The sequence below is a fragment of the Corynebacterium sp. HMSC063A05 genome (assembly GCF_001809695.1).
GTDB classification, from domain to species: Bacteria; Actinomycetota; Actinomycetes; order Mycobacteriales; family Mycobacteriaceae; genus Corynebacterium; species Corynebacterium amycolatum.
On record NZ_KV798510.1, the window covers coordinates 251,419 to 263,586 of the forward strand.

Annotated in this window: 9 protein-coding genes; 3 read left to right on the plus strand and 6 right to left on the minus strand. The window is 59.5% G+C overall.

Annotated features, from left to right (window positions below; all coding sequences use genetic code 11):
• Window positions 1-2: 2 nt before the first annotated feature.
• From hrcA to HMPREF2651_RS09905, 4 genes are all read right to left on the minus strand, one after another.
• Window positions 3-1,040 (minus strand): heat-inducible transcriptional repressor HrcA, encoded by a 1,038-nt coding sequence (hrcA, locus tag HMPREF2651_RS09890; protein WP_048732700.1) that lies wholly within the window; start codon window positions 1,038-1,040, stop codon window positions 3-5.
• 9 nt (window positions 1,041-1,049) lie between these two features.
• The gene (gene hemW / locus HMPREF2651_RS09895; protein ID WP_038626044.1) at window positions 1,050-2,213 is read right to left on the minus strand and encodes a radical SAM family heme chaperone HemW; all 1,164 of its coding nucleotides are present in this window, start codon (window positions 2,211-2,213) and stop codon (window positions 1,050-1,052) included.
• A complete protein-coding gene (locus tag HMPREF2651_RS09900) occupies window positions 2,210-2,896 on the minus strand; it encodes a hypothetical protein (RefSeq protein ID WP_016423121.1) in 687 nt (228 codons plus the stop codon). Before HMPREF2651_RS09900 ends, hemW begins: the two co-directional genes overlap by 4 nt.
• Before the next feature lie 224 nt (window positions 2,897-3,120).
• Window positions 3,121-4,953 carry an AMP-dependent synthetase/ligase gene (locus tag HMPREF2651_RS09905; RefSeq protein WP_038626047.1) on the minus strand — a complete coding sequence of 611 codons (1,833 nt, stop codon included), beginning with the start codon at window positions 4,951-4,953 and terminating at the stop codon, window positions 3,121-3,123.
• Window positions 4,954-5,107: 154 nt separating this feature from the next.
• On the opposite strand from HMPREF2651_RS09905, the gene malQ reads away from it, so the two are divergent.
• Window positions 5,108-7,327: a 4-alpha-glucanotransferase gene (gene malQ / locus HMPREF2651_RS09910; RefSeq protein ID WP_038626049.1), complete on the plus strand. Its 2,220-nt coding sequence runs from the start codon at window positions 5,108-5,110 to the stop codon at window positions 7,325-7,327.
• Between the two features lie 358 nt (window positions 7,328-7,685).
• Here the strand turns inward: malQ and HMPREF2651_RS09915 are convergent, their stop codons facing one another.
• Entirely contained in the window at window positions 7,686-7,901 is a 216-nt protein-coding gene (locus tag HMPREF2651_RS09915; RefSeq protein WP_038626051.1) for a hypothetical protein, read from the minus strand.
• A 75-nt stretch (window positions 7,902-7,976) separates the two neighbouring features.
• Complete coding sequence (locus HMPREF2651_RS09920) at window positions 7,977-10,031, minus strand: M3 family metallopeptidase (protein ID WP_038629101.1); 2,055 nt, start codon at window positions 10,029-10,031, stop codon at window positions 7,977-7,979.
• A gap of 100 nt (window positions 10,032-10,131) precedes the next feature.
• Between HMPREF2651_RS09920 and HMPREF2651_RS09925 the strand changes: the two genes are divergently transcribed.
• Both HMPREF2651_RS09925 and HMPREF2651_RS09930 read left to right on the plus strand, forming a co-directional pair.
• Entirely contained in the window at window positions 10,132-11,406 is a 1,275-nt protein-coding gene (locus tag HMPREF2651_RS09925) for a carboxylesterase family protein (protein ID WP_038626053.1), read from the plus strand.
• A 224-nt stretch (window positions 11,407-11,630) separates the two neighbouring features.
• Window positions 11,631-12,119 (plus strand): PH domain-containing protein, encoded by a 489-nt coding sequence (locus HMPREF2651_RS09930; protein WP_038626055.1) that lies wholly within the window; start codon window positions 11,631-11,633, stop codon window positions 12,117-12,119.
• The last annotated feature ends 49 nt before the right edge of the window (window positions 12,120-12,168 follow it).

A 12,168-nucleotide genomic window follows, 5' to 3' on the forward strand; every position in this document is an offset into this window, starting at 1 on the left:
CTTTAGCTACTTCCTTTCAATACCCGGCCAACGTACTGTGCAACAGCAGCAACCGAGGAAATTGTTCCCGGATAATCCATAAATGTGGGGCCAACTACTCCCATGCCACCCAAAATCTCGGTGCCGGTGCCATAGCCAGTTGAAACAACTGAAGTAGCGCGCAGCTCCTCGTCCTCGTTTTCCTCACCGATAGAAACGCGGACATGGTGTAAATCCTGCGCGGCCGACAGCAGTTTCAACACGACCACCTGTTCTTCGAGAGCCTCAAGAACCATGGGCAACGTAGAAGGTAAGCGACCGGCCATATTACCACGGGTCAAATTCGACGCCCCGGCCAGGATGAGCCTGTCATTCGGCCTCTCAATTAACGACTCCACCAGCACTGTCGAGCAGCGGATGATTACATCCCGCAAATCGCGCGGGGCGTTAGCCGCAAGATCGGAAATCGCAATCGACGCGTCGGCAAGTGTGTGCCCCGACATTGCACGGTTGAAATGCTCACGCAACAGCGGCACGAGATCGGGATCCATCGGTGCTGGCAGCTCGACATTGCGCTGCTCCACGCGCCCGGTGTCGGTGATGACTACCAGCAACAATCGCGCGTCGGCGAGCTGGACGACCTCGCAGTGTCGGACGCGGGAGACCTCCAGCGTCGGCACCTGCACTACTGCGACCTGGCGGGTTAGCTGGGCCAGCAGCTGCACACTTCGGCGCAGCACGTCCTCCAAATCGACGCCACCTTCGAGGAACTCGAGGATAGCTCGGCGCTCAGCCCGGGACAGCGGCTTAATCTGCGAAAGGTTGTCCACAAAAAGGCGGTAGCCCTTCTCAGTCGGGATACGCCCGGACGATGCATGTTCCTGCTGGATATAGCCCTCGGCCTCCAGCACAGCCATGTCATTTCTAATGGTCGCCGAGGACACACCCAGATTGTGGCGCTCCACCAGAGCCTTCGAGCCGACCGGCTCCTGGGAAGCTACGTAATCCGAGACAATTGCCCGAAGAACTTCCTGCCTGCGCTTATCCGTCTGAGATGACATGCGGATAGTTTAACTAAGGATGTCAACAATTATTGCGTCGGCCAGCAAACGGCCGCGATTTGTCAGCTGAATCCGCTGACCACCATCGACGGAAACAAACTCCACCATGCCCGCTTCCGCTTGCCGACGTGCCTTGTCCAATTCATCCTCACCGAGCAGATTGGCATCAATGCCCTCCGCCAGGCGGAGGCCCAGCATAATCTTCTCGGTGTGTCGATCCTCGGCCGTTAGCCCTTCTGAATCCTTGATTGGCAACTCGCCGCCGGAAATGGTCGCCGCGTAGCGAGCCGGATGCTTGACGTTGTAAAACCTCGTGCCATCCAGGTGCGAATGTGCACCAGGCCCCGCACCCCACCAATTTCCATCGCGCCAGTAGAGCATGTTGTGGCGACACTGGCCACCCGGCTTCGCCCAGTTGGACACCTCATACCAGGAGAAACCGACTTGACTCAGTGCAGCATCGATGCGCTCGTAGCGGTCGGCGAGATCATCGTCGTCAGGCATCGGCAGCTCACCGCGACGAACCTTACGCGCCATCGCGGTACCTGGCTCGACAATCAGCGAGTACGCCGAAACATGATCAACCTCCGTGGCCAGGACTGCCTCCAACGTCGTATCGAGGTCAGCCATCGACTCCCCTGGCGTGCCATAGATAACGTCGAGGTTGATGTGTTCAAAACCGGCCGCGCGGGCCTCCGCCACCGCTGCCGCAGGACGCCCCGGCGTGTGCGTACGATCCAAAGTGGCCAGCACATGCGGCACAGCCGACTGCATGCCCAAGCTCACACGGGTAAACCCTGCCTCGGCCAGGCCTTCGAAGAACTCCGGAGAGGTCGACTCGGGATTCGACTCAGTGGTGACCTCGGCGTCGTCGGCAAGCCCAAAACTGTTGCGCACACCGTCGAGCAGACGACGAAGACCGCTCGCTCCCAACATCGACGGCGTACCACCGCCGACGAATACGGTGTCGGCGCCACGCGCGAGTTCAGGGTGCTTTACGACGGCCATCTCGAGCTCAGCCACGATGGCATCGAGGTAGTCTCCCTGCGTCTCGCCACTGCCCAGCTGACCTGGCGTGTACGTGTTGAAATCACAGTAGCCACAACGGGTGGCGCAGAATGGGACGTGTAAGTAGACACCGAAGGAATCGGTGTGTGCGGAGGCTTCGCTCACGCATGCTCCTTGGCTCGACGTTGCTTGACGCGGCGAACAATTTCATCAATGCGGGCGCGTTCCATCAGGAACTCCGGAGGCCTGCGGCCGCGCAGCGCATTTGCAACTGCCGGATGAGTCTCGGGAACAGCAACGCACCAGGCAGCGGCAGCAGACAGCGCACGGCGACCAGACTGCGCGTAAAGCTGCGGAAGCACCACACTACCGAGCTTTTCCACGCCTCGGATGTTTTCGGCGGAAACCCAGTCGGCGAGTTCCTCCAGGTAGGAGGCCACGGCATCGGAGCGAGCAATCATTGCCTGCGTGACCGTAGGGACTGCAACCGGATGCTTCAATGGCGCCGGGATGAGTGACAGCGACTGCACATCCGGTGACTTCGGTGCCGGATGCGGGTGTCGTCGCGGTGTCGAAGCAGAGGAAAGAGTACCGATGCGCCCCGAGCGAATGCCGGAGGTAAACGCTTGGCGTAGCCCATCAAGTTCACCAATCAGAGGGCGGCAGTCCTCAACGGCCTCGTCAACGATGTCAGCGAGCTCGAGGACACATTCGTCCACCAGCTCACGATCTACATCAGCAACCGCCTGAGCGAGGTGCTCGATGTGTTCGGCAACTTCGTCACCAATGTCGTAGAGCTCTTGGGTCACTTCGCGCAGGCGTAGCCGAGCATCGAAGTGGTTAATCATTGCCCGCCCTCCCACGACATCTTCGGCCTCGGTGACATCATTTTCGTTTCGTCTTTCGAACTTCGACGAATTTCGGCGAATGCCGGAAAATATCGGCGAACTTCGGCGTTCGAAAACTGAAAACTCCTTAAAAATTTCTAGCGCCCCTCACCTTAATGGGGTGAGGGGCGCTAGCGCGGTAACAACACGCTGCCGTTTTCTATCGACAGCGGCTTGACAGTGAATTAACGCTGATAGAGAGCCTCAATGTCGCGCGAGTAGTTGTCCATGACAATGTTGCGCTTGACCTTCATCGTCGGGGTCAGCTCGCCGCTTTCCTCGGTGAAGTCCTTGTCCAGGATGTGGAACTTCTTAATAGCCTCTGCGTGAGAAACCAGCTCATTAGCGGAGTTGACGGCATCCTGAATCTCGGCGCGCAAAACTGCGCTGGAGGCAGCGAGTTCACGGATCGAGGTGTGCTCGGGGACGGAGTGCTCAATCTTCCACTTCTCCAGTGCCTCCTCATCGAGGGTGACCAACACGGAGACGAACGGACGACCATCGCCGATGACGACTGCCTGGGACACCAGCGGGTGCGCACGCATGCGGTCTTCCATCGGGCCCGGCGCGACATTCTTACCACCGGCGGTGACAATGAGGTCCTTCTTGCGGCCGGTGATCTTCAGGTGACCTTCTTCGGTCAGCTCACCGAGGTCGCCAGTCTTAAACCATTCGCCGTCGATGAAGGCATCCTTGGTTGCCTCTTCGTTCTTCCAGTAGCGGTCAAACACAACCGGACCGCGCAGCAGAACTTCGCCATCATCAGCGATAGCGGCGGAACAGCCACCAACTGGACGACCAACGGTGCCAATGATTTGCTCGCCCGGGTTGTTCACGGTGATGGCAGCCGTGGACTCGGTCAGACCGTAGCCTTCGTAGACAGGTACACCGAGACCGCGGAAGAAGTGCCCGAGGTCAGAGGACAGAGCCGAACCACCGGAGATGGTGTACTGAACGGCGTCACCCATAGCTGCGCGAATCTTCGAGAACAGCAGGCGATCGTAGAGCTGGCGACGCAGCTTCAAGACACGCGACGGACCTGCCGGAGTATCCAGCGCCTTGGAGTACTCGATGGCGGTGGCCTCAGCACGCTCGAACATGGCCAGACCGAATGCGCCCTTCTCCTTAGCGGAGGCGTAGGCGGAGTCACGAACCTTCTCGAACACGCGCGGCACACCGAGAATCAGGTGCGGACGAGAACGCTGGAACTCCAGGGTGACGGTCTTGGTATCAGCCCAGTGAGACTGGGTAGCACCAGCGATAATCGAAGCCAGGGACACTGCGTGAGCCAACACGTGCGCCAACGGCAGGAAGGTCAGAATGCGGTTACCCGGACGGGCAATCAGGCCAATCTCGTTGGTGAGGATGGCGCGGGCCTCCGCCAGCCAGTTGCTGTGCAGGAGCACGCAGCCCTTCGGACGGCCAGTGGTACCGGAGGTGTAAATCACGGTTGCCAGGTCGTCGGCCTTGGTGTCCTTGATGCGACGCTCGACCTCGTCGCCGTCAATGTCACGGCCTTCGTAGCTAATGGTGTCAGTAGCGGAAGCGTTAATCTCCAGCACACGACGCAGCTGAGACTCGCCCTCCGGGTTCTCGGCGCCTTTTTCGACCAGCAGCGGCTTCATGCGGTCGGTATGCTCACGCGACTCAGTAAATGCGAAAACAGCACCGGAGTTTTCAATAATCCAACGAATCTGGCCAGACGAAGAAGAGCCGTAAATCGGGACAACAGCGGCGCCCGCCATCCAGATAGCGGTATTGATCAGGTTCCACTCGTAGCGAGTCTCACTGAGCAGCGCTACGCGGTCGCCCGGCTGAACACCATTGGCGATTAGCCCCTTAGCGACCCCCTTTGCCTCGTCATAAAACTCCTGAGCGGTGACATTTACCCACTCAAAGTTCTTGGGGCGGGTGAAAAGCACCAGCTTCGGGCGCTTCTGCACCAGCTCCTGCAGCGAGGTAATAATCGTTTCGTCCTCGCCGATGACGTATTTCGCCTCGGTAGTATATTCACGCATCGAGTTACAAACCCCTACTTTCGGTAGTTCTGTCCGTCGTTGGTTTCGTTAGGAATCAACTTAGAACATCAAACCCTGCGCCGTTGTGATTTCACTGAATATTTCGATAACGAAGTGATTTGTCTTACTACTGGCAAAGTTTTTCTAAACTGGCATGATGGAAAGAGTGACACAGGCAGCTTCCAATCCTCCCCTTTCCTCTCCGCTCGCCGACCTCGCTAAAGATGTCGGAGTTGGGGTTTCCTACTACTCCACCGAGGGCCAACTTGTGCACGTCTCTCGTGAGACAGTGCTAAAAACTCTCGCTGCTCTCGACATCGATTTGGGCCCAAATCCGAGTGATGCCGAAATCAACGACGCCCGTCGTGAGTGGGCGGACACGCAGTGGTCTCGCCTTCTCCCACCCGTGGTAGTTACCCGCCAGGGCATCTTCCACCGAGTTCTGGTTCACGTACCACACGGCAGCAATGTCAGCGTGACTGTGAAACTGGAGGATGGCGCAGAATGGCCCTGCGCACAGGTGCACCACTTGGTTCCACCACGCCAGGTCGGCGATGTGTTGATGGGAGAAGCCGCCTTCGCAATTCCAGAGGATCTGCCACTTGGTTGGCACCGCTTGCGTGCAGTCAACGACGACAACGTCGCTGAGTGCGATGTGGCCGTAACCCCCAACCGTCTCGCTACTGCCGACAAGTACGTGCAGAATCCTGCGCATGGCGTCATGGCACAGCTGTACTCGGTACGCTCCAGCCGCAGCTGGGGTATCGGCGATTTCGCTACCCTCGGCGACTTGGCACAGGTCAGCGCTCAGCACGCGGGCTCTGATTTCGTCCTCATCAATCCGTTGCACGCCGCAGAACCGCTGCCTCCGGTAGAAGACTCACCGTACCTGCCCACCACGCGCCGCTATGTCAATCCGCTGTACGCACGGCCAGAGCTTATCGACGAGTTCGGGTACCTGGACAAGGACGAGGCCGATGAAGCCCGTGCGCTAGCGAACTCTTTCCACCAGCTCAATCACAGCCCTGATGAGATTGACCGCAACCCCATCTACGCTGCAAAGCTCAAGGTATTGCGGGCAATTCACAAGATTCCCCTGTCCAGCGCACGCCAGGCGGAATTTGACCGTTGGCTGGAGGCCGAGGGCCGTGGCATATACGACTACGCGTCGTGGTGCACCGAGCGCGAGCTCGCGGATCGCGCTGCTGCCCGCGATGCTGCCCGCGCTGCCACTTCCGATTCTGGTGCCGTAGCCGAGAACGATATCGAGTTGGTTCCACCGTTGGGCAACCACGCCAGTGTCGAATCTCTGCGGGAGGAAATCCTCCAGTTCCACCTCTGGGTGCAGTGGATTCTCGATCAGCAGCTCGGTCAGGCACAAGAGGCAGCCCTGGATGCGGGTATGCGCATCGGCATCATGGCCGACCTTGCCGTCGGCGTGCACCCCGGCGGTGCGGATGCCAAGAACCTTGCGGCTTGGCTCGCTCCTGCTATCTCTGTTGGCGCACCGCCAGACGGATTTAACCAGCGCGGCCAAGACTGGTCGCAGCCGCCGTGGAACCCGCACAAGCTAGCCGAGGCCGGCTATCGCCCGTGGCGCGACATGCTGCGCACAATCCTTCGCCACGCAGGTGGCATTCGTGTTGACCACGTGCTGGGTATGTTCCGCCTCTGGGTCATGCCGCGGATGGAGTCCCCCGTCAATGGCACCTACCTGTACTTCGACCACGAGGCCATGGTCGGCATTCTCGCACTTGAGGCCGAGCTTGCTGGGGCCGTCGTGGTAGGCGAAGACCTGGGCACTTTCGAGCCGTGGGTGCAGGACTACCTAGCTTCGCGGGGCATCATGGGCACCTCAATCGTGTGGTTTGAATCCGAAGGCGACCAGCCGAAACCACCGAGCGCTTACCGCAGCCTGTGCTTGTCCTCCGTCACCACGCACGATTTGCCGCCGACAGCAGGCTATCTCGCAGGCGAACACATCAAACTGCGGGAACGCCTGGGGCTATTGCTTTCCGACGTCGCGGAGGAAGACCGCCGGGACTTCGAGTGGATTCGAAAGGTTTTGGGCGCGGCCAAGGAAGCCGGATGTTTCGGTGACACGGCTGCGGCAGACATGGATGTTCAGTCCCTCACCCGCGATAATCTGCCACCAATTGACGCGCTGGTCACGGGTTTGCACCGCTTCCTCGACCAGACGCCATCCGCGCTGAAGTGCGAGGCGCTGGTGGACATGGTTGGCGACCGCCGCACTCAGAACCAGCCGGGCACGTCCCACGACCAGTACCCGAACTGGTGTATTCCGCTAACTGATGCCGAGGGCAAGGCCGTGCTTGTCGAGGACCTGCCTCGCTTCCCCGGATTCAAGCGTTAATTGGTTCGTGAGCGACTAATCCCTCATTTTTGCTGTTCACCGATCTTTCAGGTTATGTGCCCGGCACTAAAACCGAGGCTAAAACTGGAAATCGGTGACTGCACCAGCGATGAGGATAAGAAGAAGCAAAACGATTAGGGCAAGTAGGACCTTCGAGTGCCTCGACCGATGCATGCTAACTCAGCTCCCTACTGCGAAATATTTGCGAACTACCCAACTCTAGCCTGTTGGGCAAATTTCCTAATACTTTAAGACATACCTTAGGGCAGCGATAGCGACCCAATACTTAAAGGGGGCTTGTCCCAGCTCAATTCTTCGGGCCTCCCAGTGAGCTATCCGCGGGCCACTACCGCATCGGCTAGCTGTCGCTGCCCGCTCCTCGACACTCCTGCGAACGCTCCCGCCGGCGCACCGACCACTGCCACAGACGACCGCTGACGACATCGATTGCACCAACGAGAACGAAAGCAACAAACCCTCCGACTACCAGCAGAACTGCGCATAGCACGCTGACCTGCGCAAGCAGTGGCAATTGAATAAGCCACTGCCCTACCCTGTCGAATGCTTCAGCCATGAGTGTCAACCTACCCTGCCGGTGACCGGAATAACTAGTGGGCGGCCGTCGCGGCGCTCGTCGTAAAGCGTGAAGCTAGGCATCAGTGCCCGACAGCCCGCGGCGTTCGAGGAGCGGCTGGATGTCCTTGTCGCGACCTCGGAAGGCACGGTAGGCGGCCATAAAATCGATGGCACCACCACGGGAGAGAATCTCCTCGCGGAAGTGGCTGCCGCCGCCGATTGTGGCGCCGCCGTTGTCGGTGAACCAACCGAAACCGTCCGCGTCGAGAACCTCCGCCCACAGGTAGGAGTAATAGCCTGCCGAGTAACCGCCGGCGAAGATGTGGTTGAAGTAGCGGGAGCGGTAACGCGGAGCCAGGTGGGGAACGTCGAGGCCGAGTTCGGCGAGTGCTTCCGCTTCGAAAGCGTCAACATCAGTGACATGAGCTGCCTCCTCCTCAGTGAGGCTGTGCCAGGCGAGATCGATGGCGCACGCCGCGAGGTATTCAACCGTGGCGAATCCCTCACCAGCGGTGCGGGCCTTCTTCACCGACTCGACTAGCTCGGCCGGAATCGGCTCACCGGTACGAACGTGGACGGCGTAATTGGCCAGAATGGACGGCTCAAGCGCCCAGTTCTCGTTGATCTGAGAGGGGAATTCCACGAAGTCGCGCGGGACGTTAGTGCCCGAGAAGGTCGGGTACGTGACGTCGGAAAGCAGACCGTGGAGGGCATGCCCGAACTCGTGGAAAGCAGTGGTGACCTCGTCGAGTGTCAGCAGCACCGGGGTTCCCGGCTCGGTTTCGGCGATGTTCATCACGTTGACCACGACTGGCAGGCGCCCCAACAGACGGGACTGATCCCTAAACGAGCTCATCCACGCACCACCGCGCTTGGTCGGACGCGAGAAGTAGTCTGTGATAATCAGGCCGATGGTCTCGCCTCCGCCCTGGCGTACCTCCCACACGGTCGTGCCCGGCGCGTATCCCTGCAGTTCCTCGCGCTTGACTACCTCGATGCCGTAGAGCTTGCGGGCAGCGTAGAACACGCCGTCTTCGATGACACGGTGCAGCTCGAAGTAGTTCTTGAGTTCATCCGTGTCGACTGCGAATTCTTCCGCTTTACGACGGCGCTCCCAGTACGGCCAGTCAGCGCCAGTTACCGTCTCATCGCCAGCCAGATCAGCGACCCGCTTGTACTCACCTTCAGCATTGGCAATGGCAGCTGGCGCCAGGTCTGCAATGAGCTTCCGAGCAGCCTCTGCGGTGGTTGCCGTCTCCTTGGCAATGACGTAATCCGCATGCGTGTCGTAGCCGAGCAGCTTGGCACGGCGGGCACGCAAGCGCGCCATTTCCAGCACAATGTCGGAGTTGTCGAACTTGCCGGAGGCAGCACCCGAGCGCCCCAGCGAGGCTTCGTAGAGCTTGGCGCGAGTAGCCGGATTATCGAGGTCAGCCAGCTGTGCAGGAGTTGATGGTAGGTCCAGTGGAATCAGCCACGGCGCATCGGTGTCTGCCTTTTTCGCGTAGGCGGCGAAGGACGCAATGGCATCGTCGGAAAGCCCGGCGAGTTCTTCGCGGTCGTAGATTTCCACGGCGCGCGCAACGGTGTCCTTCAGCAGGTTTTCGCCGAAGGCGGTGGAAAGCTCAGAGAGGCGGGAATTGATGCGGCTAAGCTCGGTTTTGTCCTCGTCGCTGAGGTCCGCACCGGCGCGCTGGAAGTCCTCGCGGACCTTCTTCAGCAGCAGCTTCGCTTCTTCCGGGTTGGCGGCATCGTCAACGCTGTCAATGGCATTGATGCGCTGCCACAGGTCACTGCGCATGCGAATCTGATCCAGGTGTGCTGTGAGCTGCGGGGCAATCTCGGCTTCAATTTCCATGCGGACATCGGTAGCGTCCGTGCCGGCAACATTGAAGAAATAAGCAGCGACGCGGTCCAGATCTTGGCCCGCCTTCTCCATTGCCTCGATGGTGTTAACAAAGGTCGGTGCCTCCGACGACGTGGCGATGGCGTCAATCTCGCGTGTATGGCTACGCATTGCTTCGCTAAACGCCTCGCGGACGTGGCTGTCATCGATTGCCGCAAAATCTGGCAATTCGCAGAACAATTCCGACGGTGTCAACAGTGGATTTCGTGCATCATTAGTCATAGTGAATTCAACTGTAGCGTGCTCGAAAACGCGAGCGCGACTACCACAGGCTCCCCGCCCTTCTGGCAGGACCAACAGTGACGAGGAGGCGTTTTCCGCCATGACAGAGACGACTATTTCCGCTCCCTGCGGGCAACTGACCGGCCGGATTCACGATGGCACAATACAAGTTTTCAATATCGATTACGCAGATGCTGCTCCGTTTGCCGCGTCGGCACCAGTGGCCGACGGCCCACAGTCAGGCACTCGGCGCTGTGAGCCCGAGCGCGAGTTAGTTCTCACCGTCACCGCACCGACTGGGCCCGCGGACGCTTCCTACCCCGTATTGCTGTGGATTCACGGTGGTAGCTACGAGTTTGGGCACCCCTCCGAGCCCTGGACGGACGCGACGGCTTTTGCACAGGCCGGCATCATCACCGTTTCGCTCGGATACCGCAAGGGACTGGAGGGATTCTGGCGCGACAGTCAAACAGAGACCTACCGGGCCATTGATGATCTGTATCTGGGGCTGCAGTGGGCCCGTCGGAACGCGCCTGCCTTCGGCGGCGATATCGACAACATCACTATCTCGGGGCAATCGGCGGGTGCGGCGCTGGCGCTCACCCTCGCGGCCGACGAACGCACGCGCGGTCAGATTCAGCGCACCATCGCCATGTCGCCGGCCTTCTCGCTGCTGTCCGGTTCGCGCCTCCGCCGCACGTTGGCGGGCATCGGTGTGGGACGTGCGCCGTCCACCGAGGTCTTTTCGCGAGCCGACGAACGCAGGGTCGCTCGGGCCCAGAAATTGGTTTCGGCATCCTCGCCTTCGGATCCGGCAATTGGGCCTCGCTTTGACAGCTTTGCTCCCACACTGCCCACGATGGTGACCGCCACCAGCGAAGAGTTCTTCTCAGAACCTCCGGTTGTGGCGATGGACAAGTTGCCCATGCGGGAGTGGATGGCTCGGCGCTATGCCAAGGGGCATCGCGGCCACGGCGAATTTCCGACCGGCGCCTATGCCGAGCGTCCGATGGGAAATGTCATTTCTGACTCCGCGATTCGTTCTTACGCTGTTAAAGTCGCCGAACGGTCCGTGGCCGCTGAGCTGGATGTGTGGGCGGCACAGTTCGAACCGGGAGAAGGGTTGGGCTACGCACCTGCTGGCCGCACCAGTGGTGCTCCGCACTGCATCGATATTGCACGCTTCTTCGGTATGAAAGAGCCTAACCATCCATTCCACCAAGTGGCGGTCGAATTCATCCGCGAGGGCACTTCGCACATGCCCCGCTACAACGACGACCGCAAGATAACCACCTTTGCTGGCGCTGACGCACAGGCAGTTGAGGGCATCGCCATCGATGCGTGGGCGGCTCCGCGCCAGCTCTTTGGCGCATAAAACGGGATTAGGCGCATGAGGCGGCTGAGGCTTGCCATTGGCCGCACCGATTAGCGCTGCTATTTAGCTCGGCAAAGTCTGCATGTACTGATAAATCTCTACGCAGACCAAAATGGTAATCAGCGTGATGAGTACTGCTATGAGTTTCCTGCGATCCATAACCACCGTTCTTACCGATACACCAGGCGAGAGGCAAGCTTTCCCTCTGTGTTTAACTGTCAACTATGGAGCCGCTTAATCTATTAATCCCCGAGAATTCTGCGCTGCAGCCGGTCGACCCCGCGCTGGCTAATGTGAAGCGAATCGCGCACGCCGCTCCCCTGCTAGTTATCACGATCGCAGCTGTCGTCGCTGCTGTGATGTGGTCTCCGTGGATGTGGTTAGGTGTCCTCGCCTGCGTGCTCTACTTCGCATATATCTACTGGCTCATCGGCCGCCGAGTTCGTGCCCACCGGTACCTCGAAGGGGACAACGACTTCATCGTTGCTTCCGGACGCTGGTGGCGCTCGATCACTGTCATTCCCTACGGACGGATTCAGTTCATCGACATCGATGAAGGACCCCTCCTTCGACTATTCGGGCTGGCAACACTGAAGCTCAACACAGCATCGGCGAGCTCGGATGCTGCCGTCCACGGTTTGCCACGCGAAGAAGCTCTCGCCCTGCGCACCCGTCTATCTCAGCGTGCTCATGACCGGATGGCGGGTCTCTAAATGAAGCATAGAGTTCATCCACTATCCCCGCTGCTCAAAAGCTTCGCCA

Bases quoted from the DNA above. Each gene is read 5' to 3' on its own strand.
- hrcA (WP_048732700.1), bottom strand. From the start codon at position 1,040: ATGTCATCTCAGACGGATAAGCGCAGGCAGGAAGTTCTTCGGGCAATT.
- HMPREF2651_RS09900 (WP_016423121.1), bottom strand. From the start codon at position 2,896: ATGATTAACCACTTCGATGCTCGGCTACGCCTGCGCGAAGTGACCCAA.
- HMPREF2651_RS09905 (WP_038626047.1), bottom strand. From the start codon at position 4,953: ATGCGTGAATATACTACCGAGGCGAAATACGTCATCGGCGAGGACGAA.
- malQ (WP_038626049.1), top strand. From the start codon at position 5,108: ATGATGGAAAGAGTGACACAGGCAGCTTCCAATCCTCCCCTTTCCTCT.
- HMPREF2651_RS09915 (WP_038626051.1), bottom strand. From the start codon at position 7,901: ATGGCTGAAGCATTCGACAGGGTAGGGCAGTGGCTTATTCAATTGCCA.
- HMPREF2651_RS09920 (WP_038629101.1), bottom strand. From the start codon at position 10,031: ATGACTAATGATGCACGAAATCCACTGTTGACACCGTCGGAATTGTTC.
- HMPREF2651_RS09925 (WP_038626053.1), top strand. From the start codon at position 10,132: ATGACAGAGACGACTATTTCCGCTCCCTGCGGGCAACTGACCGGCCGG.
- HMPREF2651_RS09930 (WP_038626055.1), top strand. From the start codon at position 11,631: ATGGAGCCGCTTAATCTATTAATCCCCGAGAATTCTGCGCTGCAGCCG.